At 61.1% G+C, this 16,448-nt stretch carries 19 protein-coding genes and 1 pseudogene; 8 read left to right on the forward strand and 12 right to left on the reverse strand.

The genetic code is table 11. The annotated features are described in order from the left end of the window. Positions 1–307, reverse strand: a pseudogene (locus D6877_RS09170) (insulinase family protein); the annotation flags it as partial. Continuing rightward, positions 300–1,655, reverse strand: coding sequence for a pitrilysin family protein (locus D6877_RS09175; protein ID WP_125916683.1), 1,356 nt, complete (start codon positions 1,653–1,655; stop codon positions 300–302). The gene D6877_RS09175 and the pseudogene D6877_RS09170, both read right to left, overlap by 8 nt. A 608-nt stretch (positions 1,656–2,263) precedes the next feature. On the opposite strand from D6877_RS09175, the gene ftsY reads away from it, so the two are divergent. From ftsY to rpoH, 4 genes are all read left to right on the forward strand, one after another. Further along, positions 2,264–3,748, forward strand: coding sequence for a signal recognition particle-docking protein FtsY (gene ftsY / locus D6877_RS09180; RefSeq protein WP_130910554.1), 1,485 nt, complete (start codon positions 2,264–2,266; stop codon positions 3,746–3,748). Beyond that, positions 3,745–4,416 (forward strand): cell division ATP-binding protein FtsE, encoded by a 672-nt coding sequence (gene ftsE / locus D6877_RS09185; RefSeq protein WP_016772715.1) that lies wholly within the window; start codon positions 3,745–3,747, stop codon positions 4,414–4,416. The genes ftsY and ftsE overlap by 4 nt, the downstream gene beginning before the upstream one ends. Further along, the gene (gene ftsX, locus D6877_RS09190) at positions 4,413–5,438 is read left to right on the forward strand and encodes a permease-like cell division protein FtsX (RefSeq protein WP_053124717.1); all 1,026 of its coding nucleotides are present in this window, start codon (positions 4,413–4,415) and stop codon (positions 5,436–5,438) included. The genes ftsE and ftsX overlap by 4 nt, the downstream gene beginning before the upstream one ends. A gap of 115 nt (positions 5,439–5,553) precedes the next feature. Further along, complete coding sequence (rpoH, locus tag D6877_RS09195) at positions 5,554–6,408, forward strand: RNA polymerase sigma factor RpoH (protein ID WP_016772717.1); 855 nt, start codon at positions 5,554–5,556, stop codon at positions 6,406–6,408. 179 nt (positions 6,409–6,587) lie between these two features. On the opposite strand, the gene mtgA is transcribed toward rpoH, so the two are convergent. Next, on the reverse strand, positions 6,588–7,310 hold the full coding sequence (gene mtgA, locus D6877_RS09200; protein ID WP_095181330.1) for a monofunctional biosynthetic peptidoglycan transglycosylase: 723 nt from the start codon (positions 7,308–7,310) through the stop codon (positions 6,588–6,590). Between the two features lie 74 nt (positions 7,311–7,384). Between mtgA and D6877_RS09205 the strand changes: the two genes are divergently transcribed. The 4 genes from D6877_RS09205 to trmB all read left to right on the forward strand — a co-directional run bounded on the left by D6877_RS09205 (position 7,385) and on the right by trmB (position 9,627). Further along, entirely contained in the window at positions 7,385–7,765 is a 381-nt protein-coding gene (locus tag D6877_RS09205) for a DUF423 domain-containing protein (RefSeq protein ID WP_122881808.1), read from the forward strand. A 71-nt stretch (positions 7,766–7,836) separates the two neighbouring features. Then, complete coding sequence (gene thiS, locus D6877_RS09210; protein ID WP_161984075.1) at positions 7,837–8,037, forward strand: sulfur carrier protein ThiS; 201 nt, start codon at positions 7,837–7,839, stop codon at positions 8,035–8,037. A 60-nt stretch (positions 8,038–8,097) separates the two neighbouring features. Next, complete coding sequence (locus tag D6877_RS09215) at positions 8,098–8,892, forward strand: thiazole synthase (RefSeq protein WP_007964131.1); 795 nt, start codon at positions 8,098–8,100, stop codon at positions 8,890–8,892. Positions 8,893–8,901: 9 nt separating this feature from the next. Beyond that, on the forward strand, positions 8,902–9,627 hold the full coding sequence (trmB, locus tag D6877_RS09220) for a tRNA (guanosine(46)-N7)-methyltransferase TrmB (protein WP_024014663.1): 726 nt from the start codon (positions 8,902–8,904) through the stop codon (positions 9,625–9,627). Positions 9,628–9,756: 129 nt separating this feature from the next. On the opposite strand, the gene D6877_RS09225 is transcribed toward trmB, so the two are convergent. The 9 genes from D6877_RS09225 to proC all read right to left on the reverse strand — a co-directional run bounded on the left by D6877_RS09225 (position 9,757) and on the right by proC (position 16,439). Further along, positions 9,757–10,305 carry an RNA 2'-phosphotransferase gene (locus tag D6877_RS09225; RefSeq protein WP_130910555.1) on the reverse strand — a complete coding sequence of 183 codons (549 nt, stop codon included), beginning with the start codon at positions 10,303–10,305 and terminating at the stop codon, positions 9,757–9,759. Between the two features lie 139 nt (positions 10,306–10,444). After that, positions 10,445–10,768, reverse strand: coding sequence for a DUF3392 domain-containing protein (locus D6877_RS09230; RefSeq protein ID WP_008083808.1), 324 nt, complete (start codon positions 10,766–10,768; stop codon positions 10,445–10,447). 22 nt (positions 10,769–10,790) lie between these two features. Continuing rightward, complete coding sequence (hemW, locus tag D6877_RS09235; protein ID WP_130910556.1) at positions 10,791–11,996, reverse strand: radical SAM family heme chaperone HemW; 1,206 nt, start codon at positions 11,994–11,996, stop codon at positions 10,791–10,793. Continuing rightward, positions 11,993–12,589: an RdgB/HAM1 family non-canonical purine NTP pyrophosphatase gene (gene rdgB / locus D6877_RS09240; RefSeq protein ID WP_130910557.1), complete on the reverse strand. Its 597-nt coding sequence runs from the start codon at positions 12,587–12,589 to the stop codon at positions 11,993–11,995. The genes hemW and rdgB overlap by 4 nt, the downstream gene beginning before the upstream one ends. Next, complete coding sequence (locus D6877_RS09245; RefSeq protein ID WP_016772726.1) at positions 12,586–13,020, reverse strand: DUF4426 domain-containing protein; 435 nt, start codon at positions 13,018–13,020, stop codon at positions 12,586–12,588. Before D6877_RS09245 ends, rdgB begins: the two co-directional genes overlap by 4 nt. 26 nt (positions 13,021–13,046) lie before the next feature. Continuing rightward, entirely contained in the window at positions 13,047–13,667 is a 621-nt protein-coding gene (gene metW / locus D6877_RS09250; protein ID WP_039757544.1) for a methionine biosynthesis protein MetW, read from the reverse strand. Between the two features lie 7 nt (positions 13,668–13,674). Beyond that, positions 13,675–14,814 carry a homoserine O-acetyltransferase gene (locus tag D6877_RS09255; protein ID WP_130910558.1) on the reverse strand — a complete coding sequence of 380 codons (1,140 nt, stop codon included), beginning with the start codon at positions 14,812–14,814 and terminating at the stop codon, positions 13,675–13,677. Positions 14,815–15,019: 205 nt separating this feature from the next. After that, positions 15,020–15,610, reverse strand: a complete 591-nt coding sequence (locus tag D6877_RS09260; RefSeq protein WP_016772729.1) for a YggT family protein — start codon at positions 15,608–15,610, stop codon at positions 15,020–15,022. A 10-nt stretch (positions 15,611–15,620) separates the two neighbouring features. Beyond that, entirely contained in the window at positions 15,621–16,439 is an 819-nt protein-coding gene (proC, locus tag D6877_RS09265; RefSeq protein WP_130910559.1) for a pyrroline-5-carboxylate reductase, read from the reverse strand. Positions 16,440–16,448 lie beyond the last annotated feature (9 nt).

Here is a 16,448-nt window from a genome sequence, read left to right on the forward strand (position 1 = left end):
TGCCATCCTGGCTGCTGCCAGCGGCGAAGATCAGGCGCATGTCGAACATCGGCAGTTCATGGGCTTCGACGAACAGCACTTTCGCGCCTTCAGCGGTGTTCCAGGTCTGCACATCGAGCTTGCGGCTGGCCGGGGCCTTGCCGTCGAGTTCTGCCAGCGATTGCAACTTTTGGCTGGTTTTTGCGTTATCCAGGGCTTCGCTGGCATGGCTGTCAGCGCTTGGAGACAGATAAACCGCTGCCGAGCCGATCACCGCGACAGCAATCAGGCCAAGCAGCATCAGGCGTGGGGTTTTGCGCTCACTCATGAGTCGTCTCCATTGGCAGGACGTGGGCGACGCTGAGACGTTCGCGGGTGAAATACTTTTTCGCGGCGTTCTGGATGTCTTGCGGGGTCACGCTCTCCAGATCGGCCAGTTCGGTGTCCATCAGCTTCCACGACAGGCCGACCGTTTCCAGTTGACCGATCGCGGTGGCCTGGCTGGTGATCGAGTCACGCTCGTAGACCAGGCCGGCGATGACTTGAGCGCGGACGCGTTCCAGCTCTTCGGCAGACGGCGCAGTGGTTTTCAGCTGCTCGAGCAGTTTCCACAAACCGGCTTCGGCCTGGGCGATGGTCTTTTTCTTCTGTGTGTTCGGCGTCGCCGACAGGGTGAACAGGCTGTCGCCACGGGTGTAGGCGTCATAGTCCGACGAGCCGCCGGAGACCAGCTCTTCGCCGCGTTCCAGCTGCGTCGGGATGCGTCCGCTGTAGCCGCCGTCGAGCAGCGCCGAGATCAAGCGCAAGGCGTTGACCGAGCGTTTGTCTTCAGCAGTAGCAATGCTCGGCACGTTGAAGCCAAGCATCAGGCTCGGCAGTTGGGTCTGCACGCGCAGGGTGATCTGGCGTTCGCCGGGCTCGGCCAGTTCCAGCGGTTTTTTCGCCGGGGGCACGTCGCGTTTGGCGACCGGGCCGAAATAGCGCTGGGCGAGGGTTTTCACTTCGTCTGGAGTGACGTCACCGACCACCACCAGCGTGGCGTTGTTCGGCGCGTACCAGGATTGGTACCAGTGGCGCAGTTCCTCTACTTTCATACGGTCGAGGTCAGCCATCCAGCCGATGGTCGGCGTGTGGTAACCGCTGGCCGGGTAGGCCATGGCCTTGTAGCGCTCGTAGGCCTTGGACATCGGCTTGTCATCGGTGCGCAGGCGGCGCTCTTCCTTGATGACTTCGATTTCCTTGGCGAACTCGTCGGCCGGCAGGCGCAGGTTGGCCATGCGGTCGGCTTCCAGCTCGAAGGCCACGCCGAGGCGATCGCGAGCCAGCACCTGGTAATAAGCCGTGAAGTCGTCGCTGGTAAAGGCGTTTTCTTCGGCGCCGAGGTCGCGCAGGATCAGCGAAGCTTCGCCGGGGCCGACCTTTTCGCTGCCCTTGAACATCATGTGCTCGAGCGCGTGGGACAGACCGGTCTGGCCCGGAGTCTCGTAGCTGGAGCCGACCTTGTACCAGATCTGCGAAACGACCACCGGCGCACGATGGTCTTCGCGCACAACGACCTTGAGGCCGTTGTCGAGGGTGAATTCATGGGTCGGTTGCGGGTCGGCCGCCAGGGCCGAAAGGGGCAGGCAGACTGCGCTGAGCAGCAGGCCAGCAGCGCGGCGGGCAAGAGCATTCATTCGTTTTTCAACCTGTTGGGCTGCCCGCTTGGTCTTAGCGTCGGCGGGCGAGAGGTAGGGCGTGTCATTGATCATTACCAGTACCGCGCCGGCGCCTGATAGTGTGCAGGGCAAGGCGCGAGGAGTGTGGTTTGGTTGTTCCAAATAAACTCCGAGCAACGCAGCCCTGCACACTATCAGGCCCGGCCCTCCGGGTGGCGCCTGAAAACGGGCCATACTGCGTTGCAGTCCTTGGCAAGGAAAGCACATTCCCTGCGGCCTGCGCCTTGTCTGGCCCGTTTTCAGGCGGCCACGCGGTACTGGTAATGATCAATGACACGCCCTAGGATACTGATCCGTTTTACTGGCGGCCACGCCTATCAGGCTTCAGGGTTTGATAAGGCTGTATAGGTTTGCGGCGAAAAGCTGTGTTTTTCCCACTAAACTCCGCGTTTTCGCCGATCTTTGCCGGTGTAGACCAACGTTAATACGATCCTTGAGGTGCCTTCGGTGCCTCGACAAAATGTTGCGCGTGAACAAGCTGGGTGAAACACAGTCTGTTCTGCATCGAATATTTATTTGCCGGGGCGCCCTGTTGGCGCGTCGCTACCGTGAGATAGCCGTCCTCCATGTTTGGTTCCAACGACGACAAGAAGAGCCCAGCTGCGGCTGGCGAGAAGAAAAGCCTGTTCGGATGGCTGCGGAAGAAACCGCAGGAACCCGTCGTCGAACAGCCGCCCGCGATTCCTGAAACGGCCCCCGCGCCAGCACCTGTAATAGAAGAAGAGCCGGCGCCGATTGTGCTGCCGATCGCCGAGCCGGTGCTGCAACCGGAGGCTGAGGCCGAGCCGGAAGCGCCCGCCGCTCCCGAGTTGCCGCTGACGCCCGCCGCCGAGCCGTGGCTGACCTTGCCGGTGGCAGAAGAGCCGGTCGCGCTGGTTGAAGAAGCGGCGCCGCATGTGACGCCAGTGATTCCTGCACCGGTTGCCGAAGTGGCTGCGCAGCCTGTGCCTGAGCCGGTTGTCGAGCCAGCGCCGATCATTTCTGAACCCGCCGCCCCGGTTGTTCCACCGTCCGAGCCTGAGCCTGCACCGCTTGCCGCTGCGCCAGTTGTCGCTCCTATCGTGCCGGTCGAAGCGCCTGTAGACGCGCCCGTCGAAACCCCGCGCGCCGAGGAAACCAAAGCCGGTTTCTTCGCCCGTCTCAAGCAAGGCCTGTCGAAGACCAGCGCCAGCATCGGCGAGGGCATGGCCAGTCTGTTCCTCGGGCGCAAGACCATCGATGATGACCTGCTCGACGACCTCGAAACCCGTCTGCTCACCGCCGACGTCGGCGTTGAAGCCACCACGCAGATCATCCAGCGCCTGACCCAGAAGGTCGCACGCAAGGAACTGGCAGACGCCGACGCCCTGTACAAATCTCTGCAGGCCGAATTGGCAGCGATGCTCAAACCGGTTGAACAGCCACTGAAAATCGCCTCGCAGAACAAGCCTTTCGTGATCCTGGTGGTCGGCGTCAACGGCGCCGGCAAAACCACCACCATCGGCAAACTGGCGAAGAAGCTGCAACTGGAAGGCAAGAAAGTCATGCTGGCGGCCGGTGACACCTTCCGTGCAGCGGCCGTGGAACAATTGCAGGTCTGGGGCGAGCGCAACAAGATTCCGGTGATCGCTCAGCACACCGGCGCTGATTCCGCTTCGGTGATCTTCGATGCCGTGCAAGCGGCCAAGGCCCGTGGCATCGACGTGCTGATCGCTGACACCGCCGGCCGCCTGCACACCAAAGACAACCTGATGGAAGAGCTGAAAAAGGTTCGCCGGGTGATCGGCAAGCTCGACGCCGACGCGCCGCACGAAGTGCTGCTGGTGCTCGACGCCGGCACTGGCCAGAACGCCATCAACCAGGCCAAGCAGTTCAACCAGACCGTCGAACTGACCGGCCTGGCCCTGACCAAGCTCGACGGCACCGCCAAGGGCGGGGTGATTTTCGCCCTGGCCAAGCAGTTCGGCTTGCCGATCCGCTACATCGGCGTCGGTGAAGGCATCGACGATTTGCGTACCTTTGAAGCCGAACCCTTTGTCCAGGCACTGTTTGCCGAGCGGGAGCGTTCATGATTCGTTTCGAACAGGTCGGTAAACGCTACCCGAACGGTCACGTCGGCTTGCATGAGCTGAGCTTTCGAGTCCGTCGTGGCGAGTTCTTGTTTGTCACCGGGCACTCCGGTGCCGGTAAATCCACGCTGTTGCGCCTGTTGCTGGCGATGGAACGGCCGACCAGCGGCAAACTGCTGCTCGCCGGGCAGGACCTGAGCACCATCAGCAACGCGCAGATTCCGTTTCTGCGCCGGCAGATCGGCGTAGTGTTCCAGAATCACCAGTTGCTGTTCGATCGCACGGTGTTCAACAACGTCGCCTTGCCGCTGCAGATCCTCGGCCTGTCCAAGGTCGAGATCGCCAAGCGCGTCGATTCGGCGCTGGAACGCGTGGCACTGTCGGACAAATCCGATCTGTACCCGGGCGACCTGTCCACCGGTCAGCAACAGCGCGTCGGCATTGCCCGCGCCATCGTCCACCGCCCGGCCTTGCTGCTGGCGGACGAACCGACCGGTAACCTCGACCCGCGTCTTGCCGCCGAAATCATGGGTGTATTTGAAGACATCAACCGTTTGGGCACCAGCGTGCTGATCGCCAGTCACGACCTGGCACTGATCGCGCGCATGCGTCATCGCATGCTGACCCTGCAACGCGGGCGCTTGATCGGCGACGGGGAGGCCGGGGTATGAGTGCGACACGCAGTCCCAAGGTTTCCGAGCGCGTGGCCCCGAAGGCCGCCGATCCGCAACCGCAGAAAAAGAAAAAGCACGACGATGACGACGGCCCGGACTTCGCCACGCTGTTTCGCGCCTGGATCGAAAGCCATCGCGCCAGTCTGCTCGACAGCCTGCGCCGCCTCGGCAAACAGCCGATCGGCAGCTTCTTCACCTGCATGGTCATGGCCGTTGCGCTGAGTCTGCCGATGGGGCTGTCGCTGTTGCTCAACAACGTTGAGCGTCTTGGCGGTTCCTGGCAGCGCGCGGCGCAGATTTCCCTGTACCTGCAACTCGATGCCAGCCCGGAACAGGGCGAATCGTTGCGTGAACAGATCAAAGGCATGCCCGGCGTCGCTGATGCCGAATATGTCGGCCGCGATCAGGCGCTGGAAGAGTTCCAGCAGCAGTCCGGTCTGGGCGAAGCCCTGCGTGAACTGCCCGAGAACCCGTTGCCGGGTGTGGTGCTGGTCACACCGAACGAAGTCGACAAGCCGACACTCGAAGCATTAAGACAAAAACTTTCCGAGCTGCCCAAGGTACAACAGGCGCAACTTGATCTAGTCTGGGTCGAGCGTCTGGCCGCCATCCTCAAGCTTGGCGACCGCTTTGTCTTCGGTCTGACGGTGTTGTTGGTGTCTGCATTACTTTTGGTGATAGGCAATACCATTCGTCTTCATATTGAAAACCGCCGCACCGAGATAGAAGTGATTAAACTCGTCGGCGGCACTGACAGTTATGTGCGTCGTCCTTTCCTTTATATGGGCGCGTTGTATGGCTTCGGTGCAGGGCTGTTGTCGTGGGGTGTATTGGCGTTCGGCCTGAACTGGCTGAACGATGCGGTGGTTGGACTGGCCGGCTTGTACGGCAGTGATTTCGCCCTGGCCGGTGTGCCAGTGGCCGACGGTCTGTCGCTCTTGCTTGGCGCGGTGCTGTTGGGTTATATCGGTGCATGGATTGCAGTCGCACGTCATCTCAGGGAGCTGGCGCCGAAGTAGAATCTTTTTTGCGCGTGATTGACCTTGCGGTTTTTATGGGAACTTGTACCTGAGTTCCCGGTCAATTTTTCGCAGTGCCGAGAGGCACGAGTATGTAAGTGGGAGGTTTTTTCGTATGACCAATTCTTTGCAACCTGCGTATGCGCTGGTTCCGGGTGCGAACCTGGAAGCCTATGTGCACACCGTCAACAGCATTCCATTGCTGACGCCGGAGCAGGAGCGTGAACTGGCCGAGAGTCTCTACTATGAGCAGGATTTGGGGGCGGCTCGGCAGATGGTGCTCGCCCACCTGCGTTTTGTCGTACACATTGCCCGTAGCTATTCCGGCTACGGTCTGGCCCAGGCTGACCTGATCCAGGAAGGCAACGTCGGCCTGATGAAGGCCGTCAAGCGCTTCAACCCGGAAATGGGTGTGCGTCTGGTGTCGTTCGCTGTGCACTGGATCAAGGCGGAAATTCACGAGTTCATCCTGCGCAACTGGCGCATTGTGAAAGTCGCGACCACCAAGGCCCAGCGCAAGCTGTTCTTCAACCTGCGCAGCCAGAAGAAGCGCCTGGCGTGGCTGAACAACGAGGAAGTCCACCGTGTGGCGGAAAGCCTTGGCGTCGAACCACGTGAAGTGCGCGAGATGGAAAGTCGCCTGACCGGCCATGACATGGCCTTCGACCCGGCTGCCGAAGCCGACGACGACAGTGCTTTCCAGTCGCCGGCCAACTACCTGGAAGACCACCGGTACGACCCGGCGCGTCAACTGGAAGATGCCGACTGGAGCGACAACTCCAACACCAACCTGCACGAAGCACTGGAAGTGCTGGACGAACGCAGCCGTGACATCCTCTACCAGCGCTGGCTGGCGGAAGAAAAAGCCACGCTGCACGACCTGGCGCAGAAGTACAACGTGTCGGCCGAGCGAATCCGTCAGCTCGAAAAGAGCGCGATGAACAAGCTCAAGTTGTCGATCGCCGCGTAACCGGCGCATCAGCAATAAAAAAAGCCCCGATCAGCGATGATCGGGGCGTTTTTATTTCTGTTTCAACACAAATCCCTGTGGGAGCGAGCCTGCTCGCGAATGCGGTTTATCAGTGACATCAACACAGGCTGACACACCGCTTTCGCGAGCAGGCTCGCTCCCACATTGGTATTTCGGTGTTATTCAGCCCAAGGCGCCCGCCGCGAATCATTCAGCCCGAGCAAGTAACTGTCCCCGCCCAACTGACTCATCTGCTGCCGAATCCACCCGGCACGTCGCGATACATATCCGGTCGGATGACTCGCGCTCCACACCCGTGGATTGGGCAGTACCGCCGCCAGATAACTCGCCTGCTGACGCGACAATGACTTAGCACTCACGCCAAAGTGATGCCGCGCCGCCGCTTCAGCGCCAAACACGCCGTCATCCCACTCGACGCTGTTCAGATACACTTCAAGAATCCGCTGCTTGGGCCAGAACACCTCGATCAGCGCGGTAAACCACGCTTCCAAACCCTTGCGCAGATAGCTGCGGCCGGACCAGAGAAAGAGATTTTTCGACACCTGCTGGCTCAAAGTGCTGGCGCCGCGAATCGAACCGCCCAGTTCGTTGTGGGCCAGAGCGGCCTGAATCGCGCGCAGATCGAAGCCCCAGTGCTCGGGAAATTTCTGGTCCTCGCCAGCAATTACCGCCACTTTCAGGTCGTCGGAGATTTCATTCCACGGTTTCCAGGTGCGCTGCAGGTCAATCGGCTCGCCGTCGACCCAGGATTCGACCTTGCGCTCGACCATCAACGCCGTGCCCGGCGGTGGCACGAAGCGGAACACCAGCACCAGCAAGACACTGCCGCCGGCGAACCAGAGCAGGGCCTTCGTGAGACGACGGAAAATTGAACGCAGCATAGAGATGGCTTGGCCGAACCCGTGGAGCGGGCCATTATACAGACCCTGCCGATGGCGTCTGACTGGAGTTCCCCATGCTGCGTGGCTTTTTGATGCTGGCCGCTTTTTTCGGATTCACCGGTGTTGCGCTGGGTGCGTTCGCCGCCCATGGCCTGAAAAACCGTCTGACGCCGGAATACCTGACGATTTTCCACACCGGCGTCACCTACCAACTGGTGCACACACTCGCGCTGTTCGGCGTTGCGCTGCTGGCCACGCAGATTCAAGGGCGCCTGATTACTTGGGCCGGCCTGTCCTTCACCGTCGGCATGGTGTTGTTCTCCGGCAGCCTGTATCTGCTGACCATGACCGGCATCAGCAAACTCGGCATCATCACCCCGTTTGGTGGCCTGGCGTTTCTCATCGGTTGGGTTTGCCTCGGCCTCGCCGCTTGGCGCTTGCAGCTAACCGCTTGACGCTTGGTACTGACCTTTAGGTCATGATCGGGCTAGAATGCCAGCCCCTAAAAATGATGGCGGCGTTGTGCATGCGCATTCAGTTGAACGGTGAGTCCTTTGAATTGCCCGACGGTGAAACCGTTGCGGGCCTGATCACTCGTCTGGAGCTGACCGGGCGCCGTGTGGCGGTAGAGCTCAATCTGGACATCGTCCCGCGCAGCCAGCATGCCGATACCACATTGAACGACGGCGACAACGTCGAAGTGGTGCACGCCATCGGTGGCGGCTGATCGCCCGGCCCGCGAGGGCACAGAATTCTGCAAGACCCTCACCCCTAAAGAGGATTCCCCATGAGCATCGTTCGTAGCGACAAGCCTTTTGTGCTGGCCGGTCGTACTTACCAGTCGCGTTTGCTGGTCGGTACCGGCAAGTACCGTGACATGGAAGAAACCCGCCAGGCCATCGAAGCCTCGGGTGCCGAGATCGTCACCTTCGCCGTGCGCCGCACCAACCTGGGCCAGATCGAAGGCGAGCCGAACCTGCTCGAAGTGCTGTCGCCGGATCGCTACACCTTCCTGCCGAACACTGCCGGTTGCTACGACGCCATCGAAGCCGTGCGCACCTGCCGCCTGGCCCGTGAACTGCTCGACGGCCACAACCTGGTGAAGCTGGAAGTGCTGGCCGACCAGAAAACCCTGTTTCCCAACGTGATCGAAACCCTCAAGGCCGCCGAAACCCTGGTCAAGGAAGGCTTCGACGTGATGGTCTACACCAGCGATGACCCGATCATCGCTCGCCAGTTGGCCGAAATCGGCTGCATCGCCGTGATGCCGCTGGCCGGTCTGATCGGCTCCGGTCTGGGCATCTGCAATCCGTACAACCTGCAGATCATCCTCGAAGAAGCCAAGATCCCGGTGCTGGTGGATGCTGGTGTCGGTACCGCTTCCGACGCGACCATCGCCATGGAGCTGGGTTGCGACGCCGTACTGATGAACTCGGCCATCGCCCACGCCCAGCAACCGGTCATGATGGCGCAAGCCATGCAGCACGCCATCGTCGCCGGTCGCCTGGCGTACCTCGCCGGCCGCATGCCGAAAAAACTCTATGCCAGCGCCTCTTCGCCGCTGGATGGTCTGATCAAGTAAGAGCCATTGATGACTGAATCGAACGACACGCCTGTCCAGCCGGACGAAGGCGACGAGCGCCAACACCGCCGCATCAAGAGTTTCGTGATGCGCGCCGGGCGCATGACCGAAGGCCAGCAACGCGGCCTGGACCAGGGCGCGCCGCTGTACGTGCTGCCGCTGGCCGATGCGCCGGTCGATTACGACCAAGTGTTCGGCCGCTCGGCGCCGCGCTCGCTGGAAATCGGTTTCGGCATGGGCCATTCGCTGCTGGAAATGGCCGCTGCTGCTCCGGAGCAGGATTTCATCGGTGTTGAAGTACACCGTCCGGGTGTCGGCGCGCTGCTCAATGGCGTGCTGACCCAAGGGCTGACCAACCTGCGGGTCTACGATTGCGACGCGATCGAAGTGCTCAACCGCTGCATCGCCGACAACAGCCTCGATCGCCTGATGCTGTTCTTCCCGGATCCGTGGCACAAGAGCCGCCACCACAAGCGCCGCATCGTCCAGGCCTCGTTCGCCGAACTGGTGCGCAGCAAGTTGAAGGTCGGCGGCATTCTGCACATGGCCACCGACTGGGAACCATACGCCGAGTACATGCTGGAAGTGATGAACGTCGCCCCGGGCTACCGCAACCTCGCCGAAGACGGCAAATGCGTCCCGCGCCCGGCCGAACGCCCGATCACCAAGTTCGAACGCCGCGGCGAACGTCTTGGCCATGGCGTGTGGGATCTGAAGTTCGAAAAGATCGCTTAAGTAACACACAATAAAAACTGTGGGAGCGAGCCTGCTCGCGAAAGCGGTCTGACTATCAACGATGATGTTGGATGTTAAGACGCCTTCGCGAGCAGGCTCGCTCCCACAATTGTTTTGTGTATGAGGAGATTACAGGGGGGCAAGAAATCGAGCGGGCACCAGCTCTGTCAACCAGACGCCATTTTCGGCCTGATAGAACTTGAAGCCCTGTTCTTCCATCTGCTTCGCGGCAACCTTCAGAACGACTGGCGTTCCGTAGCGTTGACCCACGGCCGACGCGGTGGCGATCTCATCGGACAGATGCACCTGATGGCGTTGTCCTGGAATCAAGCCTTGTTCGTGGATCGAGTCGAGAAAACGCGTCGCTGTTCCGTGGTAGAGCGTTTGCGGTGGCTGTTTCTGCTCGAATTGCAGATCAACGCTTTTCGTCGAGTGGCCTTGAACAGCGCGTATACAGTGGCCATCAGCGGAAATCGTAAAACGCTTCTTGTCACTGCTGGTCACGACGTTTTCAATCAGCTCACGACTTAAATGTCTGCCATCACGCGCCGCGCCGCTGATCAGTGCATCGATATTTGCCCAGCCTTCCGAATTCAGATTCAGTCCGATCGCTTGAGGCTGGTGACGCAACACGAAGCTGAGAAATTTGCTCGTCTCATCCAGTAGTTTTTTACTCATGAACTTCCCTTTCATTGCGATCAACTGTGGGAGCGAGCCTGCTCGCGAAAGCGGTCTGACAATCAACGATGATGTTGGATGTCATGACGCCTTCGCGAGCAGGCTCGCTCCCACATTTCGTTTCGGGGTGTTTGCGGTGTCAGCGGCGGTCGGCGACGACGCCGATCAGCACCAGTACCACCAGCAGCACCGGCGCCAGGCTGTAGTTGTTGAACTGGCTCAGGCCTTTGATCACCCATGGCGTGGCGTAGATCAGCGCGGCGCCGCTGCCTATCAGGCAGAGCAGGGCCATCAGGGGCACGCGCAGGGCGCCGGCGATGCTGCCCAGGCGTTGTTCGACCCAGCCTTTGAAGTCAGCGCCGAACAGCACCAGCAGGCAACCGACCAGCGCCAAGGCGATTTCCGAGAGATTGCTGCGGCTCCAGCGGGAGACGGTGGCCAGCAGGTCGAGTATCAAATCCATGCGTTTTCCCTTTGAGCTGAAGTCAGTTCAGAAATTGTTGCAGCAAGTCGTTGAGGAACAGCTGGCCGCGTTCGGTCGCCGCCAGGCGTGACGGTTCGACCTGCAACAGGCCGCTTTGTTCGGCCTCGCGCCGGCCTTCGGCGAGGGTCTCCAGCGACAGGCCGGTGCGCTCCGGATACAGGCGCGATTCGACCCCGGCGGTCAGGCGCAGGGCGTTCATCAGGAACTCGAAGGGCATCTCGTCATTGCTCAGCGATTTCTCGCCAGCCTGAAAGCTCTTCGCCGGGTTCAGATAGTCCTTCGGCAAGCGGGTTTTCCATGTGCGCACGATGCGCCCGTCCGGATGACTCAGCTTGCCATGGGCACCGGCGCCGATGCCGATGAAATCGCCAAAACTCCAGTAATTGAGGTTGTGCCGCGCCGGTCGCCCGACCTGGGCGTACGCCGAGACTTCGTATTGCGCGTAACCGTGCTCGGCCAGTAGCGCCTGGCCGGCTTCCTGAATGTCCCACAGGGTGTCGTCTTCCGGCAGCACTGGCGGCTGGTTCCAGAACACCGTATTGGGCTCCAGCGTCAGCTGATACCAGGAAATGTGCGTCGGCTGCAGCGCGATGGCCTGGCGCAGATCGCTCAAGGCATCGTCCAGCGACTGATCGGGCAAGCCGTGCATGAGATCGAGATTGAAGTTATCGAACCCGGCCTGCCGGGCCATGCCCGCCGCACGCACGGCTTCGTCACCGTTGTGAATGCGGCCGAGGGCTTCAAGCTTTTCCTGCTGGAAACTCTGGATGCCGATCGACAGGCGATTGATCCCCAGCTTGCGATAAGCAACAAACTTCTCTTGCTCGAAGGTGCCCGGATTGGCCTCAAGGGTGATTTCGATGTCGGCGGCGAACGGGATGCGTTGCTCGACGCCCTGCAACAAGCGTCCGAGGGCTTCGGCGCTGAACAGGCTCGGCGTCCCGCCACCGAAGAAAATCGAAGTCAGCTCACGGCCATACACCGCATGCAGATCCTGATCGAGATCGGCCAGCAGCGCGTCGACGTATTCCTGCTCCGGCAGCACCGGGCTGGCGGTGTGCGAGTTGAAATCGCAATAGGGGCATTTGCGCACACACCACGGGATGTGGATGTACAGCGCCAGGGGCGGCAGGGTTGGCAGCGGTGCCCGAGGCGAGGACGCGGCGCCGCCGATGATCAGCGACGACGCGCAAGAATCAGTGGTCATTTCAAGCCCAGACGCTGGCGCAGCAGATCCATTGCACGGGCGCGGTGGCTGATCTGGTTCTTGTCGGCCGGGCTCAGCTCGGCGCTGGAGCACTCGCGCTCCGGCACCCAGAACAGCGGGTCGTAACCGAAACCGTGTTCGCCGCTGGCTGCGTTGAGGATGCGCCCGTGCCACAGGCCTTCGCAGAGGATCGGCAGCGGATCATCGGCGTGGCGCACCAGTGCCAGCACGCAGACGAACTGCGCGCCGCGCTCGGCTTGCGGCACGTCCTTCAGCGCATCGAGCAGTTTGGCGTTGTTCGCCGCATCGCCCTGGCCGTCGGCGTAACGCGCCGAATAGATGCCCGGTGCGCCGCCGAGGAAGTCCACTGCCAGCCCGGAATCGTCGGCCAGCGCCGGCAGCCCGGAAATGCGCGCGGCGTTGCGGGCCTTGAGGATCGCGTTCTCGACAAACGACAGGCCGGTTTCTTCCGGTTCGACCTTGCTCCACTCGCCAATCGAGCGCAGTTGCACCGAGTCGCCGAGCATGGCCTGGAGTTCTTTGAGTTTGCCGGCGTTATGGCTGGCCAGTACGAGCTGCTTGATGTTCATCATTCGCCGGGAAAGAGTTCTTGGTTGAAATTGATGGTGTTGATCTTGTCGCCGTTCTGCACCTTGATTTCAAAGGTGCGGGTTTCCTGCTGCGGCACCGGGTACTGGGCGATGTAGTAGATCGCGCCCTGTTCGGTGACCTGGCGAAATTTCAGCGCCACGCTGTTGCTGGTCAGGTCCTTGATCGTGCCAGTGACGCTGGCGATCACCGGTTTGCCGTCCTTGACCACCGAGACGTTGATCACGCCCTGGTTCTTGCTGCGGATCAGCTCGGCAGCCTTGGCGATATCCGGTTGCAGGAACGTCGAGTTGAAGGTGTTGTAGTGCACCGTGATGTCGCCGAAGGTTTCCTTGCGCTCACCTTTGATGACGTCCGCCGCCATGGCGCTGGCGCTCAGGCAGGCGGTGAGTAACAGCAACGCTAGACGACTCATGTTCGTGCTCCTTCAATTGCCCAGGCTCAGACCGCGACCCGGTGGTCCGCCAGTTGCGGACTGCTGACGCGGTAGATACCGATTTCACCTAACAGATTAGGCCATAGCTTACTGGCCCACCCGTGCCGGTGCTGTTGATCCACGGCAAGCCGATCAATGACCTTCGCGTCACGTTCGCGGCACAGTTCTTCGAAATCCTCGAAGGTGCAGAAGTGGATGTTCGGCGTGTTGTACCAGGTGTAGGGCAGGAATTCCGAGACCGGCATGCGGCCCTTGCTCGCCAGATACCAGCGGCAGCGCCAGTGGCCGAAGTTGGGGAAGGTGATGATGCACTGACGGCCGACCCGGAGCATTTCGTCGAGGATCCTGTCCGGGTAATGCACCGCTTGCAGGGCCTGGGTCATGACGACGATGTCGAAACTGTTGCTGGCGAAGTTGCCCAGGCCTTTGTCCAGATCCTGCTCGATGACGTTGATGCCCTTGGCCACGCACTCGGCGATGTTGTCGGCGTCGTTTTCCAGGCCATAACCGGTGACGTTCTTGTTGTCGCGCAGCCAGGTCAGCAGCTCGCCGTCACCGCAACCGAGGTCGAGGACGCGGCTGCCGGCGGGGATCCATTCCTGGATGATTTCCAGATCAGCTCTCATGGCTTTCTCACAACGAAATGCGGTTCATGTAATTGCCGAACGCCTGCAGATAACGCGGGATCGGAATCAGAAAGGCGTCGTGGCCCTGCGGCGCATCGATTTCCAGGTAACTGACGTCCTTGCGCGCCGCCATCAACGCATCCACCAGCTCGCGCGAGCGGGCCGGGGAGAAGCGCCAGTCGGTGGTGAACGACATCACGCAGAATTTCGCTGTAGCGTTCTCGAAGGTTTTCGCCAGATCATCGTCGAAGTTCGCCGCCGGATCGAAGTAATCGAGTGCTTTGGTCATCAACAGATAAGTGTTGGCATCGAAGCGCCCGGAGAATTCTTCGCCCTGATAACGCAAATAGCTCTCGACCTGAAACTCGACACTGTGGAAGTCGTAGTTGAGCTTTTCGCTCTTCAGGCCACGGCCGAATTTCTCACCCATGGAGTCATCGGACAGATAGGTGATGTGGCCGACCATGCGCGCGAGCATCAGCCCGCGCTTGGGGATCACGCCGGCTTCCTGGAACGAGCCGCCGTGGAATTCCGGATCGGTGAGGATCGCCTGGCGCGCGACTTCGTTGAAGGCGATGTTCTGCGCCGACAATTTAGGCGCCGAGGCGATCGCCAAGCAGTGCCGCACGCGATCCGGGTAGGTGATGGTCCATTGCAGTGCCTGCATGCCGCCGAGGCTGCCGCCGATCACCGCTGCCCACTGGCTGATGCCGAGCAGGTCAGCCAGACGCGCCTGGCTGTGCACCCAGTCTTCCACGGTGAGCACCGGGAAATCGGCGCCGAACGGCTTGCCGGTCTCCGGGTTGATACTGCTCGGGCCGGTGGAGCCGTTGCAGCCGCCGAGGTTGTTCAGGCTGACCACGAAGAACTTGTTGGTGTCGATCGGCTTGCCGGGGCCGATGCAGCTGTCCCACCAACCGGGCTTGCGGTCGTCGACGCTGTGATAACCAGCGGCGTGATGATGACCGGACAGCGCGTGGCAGATCAGCACGGCGTTGCTCGCCTGGGCGTTCAGCGTGCCGTAGGTTTCGTAGATGAGGTCATAGGCGGCCAGCGAACGCCCACAGGCCAGCGCCAGCGGTTCGCTGAAATGCGCGGTTTGCGGCGTTACCAGACCAACAGAATCGGCGGGAAAGGCAGTTGGCATCGACCCTGCTCTCGTTGAAATGAGGCGTAAGTCTAAAGACCGGGGGGGTTAGCGGCAAGCAACGATCAGGTCCGGCGTTTTCGCTTCGAATCGAGGTGCAGCCATTCGCGAGCAGGCTCGCTCCCACAGTTGAAATGCATTCCAATGTGGGAGCGAGCCTGCTCGCGAAAAAGGCGACTCGGTCAGTCAGACCGAACGCACTCGGTTACATCAGCAAACGCAGAATCTCCGGCATCATCGTCATCGCCGCCAGATTGTTGATCACCAGCATGTCGATCAATTTCAGCGCAAGGAAGGCGAAGATCGGCGACAGGTCCAGGCCGCCGAGGTTCGGCAGGAAACGACGGAACGGTGCCAGCGCCGGTTCGCAGATCTGGTTGACCAGTTCAGCGCCCGGATTGTGGCTGCCCGGTGCGACCCACGACAGGATCACGCTGATGATCAGGGCGAAGAAGAAGATCTTCAGGAACAGCGCGGTGACGCCGATCAGCGACCAGATCACCAGTTGCAGCGGGTTGCCGGTGGTGCCGTAGGTCAGCAGCAGGGTCAGCGCCATCAGCAGCAGTTGCACCAGAATCGCCAGTACCAGCGACGACATGTCGAGGCCGAACAGGCTCGGGATGATCCGGCGCAAAGGCTTGAGCAGCGGCTGGGTGGCCTTGACCACGAACTGGCACAGCGGGTTGTAGAAGTTCGCCCGCACCAGTTGCAGGACGAAGCGCAGCAGCACGATCAGCAGGTACAGGCTGCCGAGGGTTTGCAGCACGTAAACCGCTGCGGTGTTCAATCCGATCATGTAAGGCTCCTTATTTGCCCAGTTGTTCGGCCATTTCGGCCGAGCGGTGCGCGGCGGCGCCGAGTGCGGTTTCAACCAGCGCTTCGAAGCCGCCAGCCTGGAATGATTTGATCGCAGCTTCCGTGGTGCCGTTCGGCGAGGTCACGCGGCGACGCAATTCGGCGGCGTCGACATCGCTGGACACCGCCATGTACGCGGCGCCCAAGGCGGTCTGCACGGTCAGTTGCTCCGCGATTGCTTTCGGCAGGCCCAGTTTGACGCCGGCGGCGGTCATCGCTTCGATCAGCAGGAAAAAATACGCCGGGCCGGAGCCGGACACTGCGGTGACTGCGTCCAGTTGCTGTTCTTCTTCCAGCCACAGGGCGATGCCGACGGCGGACAGCAGCTCTTCGGCTTGCTGGCGCTGCTCGGCGCTCACTTCGCTGGTCGCGTACAGACCGCTGACACCCTGACGCAGCAGCGCTGGAGTATTGGGCATGCAGCGCACGATCGGCTGTTCGCCGAGCCACGCGGTCATGCTCGCGCAGGTGATGCCAGCGGCGATCGACACCACCAGTTGATTAGGCTTGAGGCTCGGGCGGATTGCCTCGCACACGGCTTTCATCGCCTGTGGCTTGACCGCCAGGACGATGACATCGACGCCGTCGATGGCCTGGGCGTTGTCAGCGAATGTTTCGATGCCGTGTTCGGCGCTGACCTTGGCACGGGTGTCTTCGCCCGGATCGCTGGCGCGGATCTGCGCCGCTTCCAGACCTTTGGCGCGCAAGCCGCCAATCAGACTGGCCGCCATGTTGCCCGCACCGATAAACGCAATACGTGTGTTGCTCATGTGTGGTCC

Source organism: Pseudomonas sp. Sample_9 (genome assembly GCF_004307535.1).
GTDB classification, from domain to species: domain Bacteria; phylum Pseudomonadota; class Gammaproteobacteria; order Pseudomonadales; family Pseudomonadaceae; genus Aquipseudomonas; species Aquipseudomonas mercuritolerans.

Excerpts from the sequence above, each read along its gene's own strand:
- hemW (WP_130910556.1), bottom strand. The coding sequence starts at position 11,996 with ATGACCACTGATTCTTGCGCGTCGTCGCTGATCATCGGCGGCGCCGCG.
- ftsY (WP_130910554.1), top strand. The coding sequence starts at position 2,264 with ATGTTTGGTTCCAACGACGACAAGAAGAGCCCAGCTGCGGCTGGCGAG.
- rpoH (WP_016772717.1), top strand. The coding sequence starts at position 5,554 with ATGACCAATTCTTTGCAACCTGCGTATGCGCTGGTTCCGGGTGCGAAC.
- D6877_RS09175 (WP_125916683.1), bottom strand. The coding sequence starts at position 1,655 with ATGAATGCTCTTGCCCGCCGCGCTGCTGGCCTGCTGCTCAGCGCAGTC.
- D6877_RS09260 (WP_016772729.1), bottom strand. The coding sequence starts at position 15,610 with ATGATCGGATTGAACACCGCAGCGGTTTACGTGCTGCAAACCCTCGGC.
- D6877_RS09255 (WP_130910558.1), bottom strand. The coding sequence starts at position 14,814 with ATGCCAACTGCCTTTCCCGCCGATTCTGTTGGTCTGGTAACGCCGCAA.
- D6877_RS09230 (WP_008083808.1), bottom strand. The coding sequence starts at position 10,768 with ATGGATTTGATACTCGACCTGCTGGCCACCGTCTCCCGCTGGAGCCGC.
- ftsE (WP_016772715.1), top strand. The coding sequence starts at position 3,745 with ATGATTCGTTTCGAACAGGTCGGTAAACGCTACCCGAACGGTCACGTC.
- D6877_RS09225 (WP_130910555.1), bottom strand. The coding sequence starts at position 10,305 with ATGAGTAAAAAACTACTGGATGAGACGAGCAAATTTCTCAGCTTCGTG.
- ftsX (WP_053124717.1), top strand. The coding sequence starts at position 4,413 with ATGAGTGCGACACGCAGTCCCAAGGTTTCCGAGCGCGTGGCCCCGAAG.
- metW (WP_039757544.1), bottom strand. The coding sequence starts at position 13,667 with ATGAGAGCTGATCTGGAAATCATCCAGGAATGGATCCCCGCCGGCAGC.
- D6877_RS09245 (WP_016772726.1), bottom strand. The coding sequence starts at position 13,020 with ATGAGTCGTCTAGCGTTGCTGTTACTCACCGCCTGCCTGAGCGCCAGC.
- rdgB (WP_130910557.1), bottom strand. The coding sequence starts at position 12,589 with ATGATGAACATCAAGCAGCTCGTACTGGCCAGCCATAACGCCGGCAAA.
- proC (WP_130910559.1), bottom strand. The coding sequence starts at position 16,439 with ATGAGCAACACACGTATTGCGTTTATCGGTGCGGGCAACATGGCGGCC.
- D6877_RS09215 (WP_007964131.1), top strand. The coding sequence starts at position 8,098 with ATGAGCATCGTTCGTAGCGACAAGCCTTTTGTGCTGGCCGGTCGTACT.
- mtgA (WP_095181330.1), bottom strand. The coding sequence starts at position 7,310 with ATGCTGCGTTCAATTTTCCGTCGTCTCACGAAGGCCCTGCTCTGGTTC.
- thiS (WP_161984075.1), top strand. The coding sequence starts at position 7,837 with ATGCGCATTCAGTTGAACGGTGAGTCCTTTGAATTGCCCGACGGTGAA.
- trmB (WP_024014663.1), top strand. The coding sequence starts at position 8,902 with ATGACTGAATCGAACGACACGCCTGTCCAGCCGGACGAAGGCGACGAG.
- D6877_RS09205 (WP_122881808.1), top strand. The coding sequence starts at position 7,385 with ATGCTGCGTGGCTTTTTGATGCTGGCCGCTTTTTTCGGATTCACCGGT.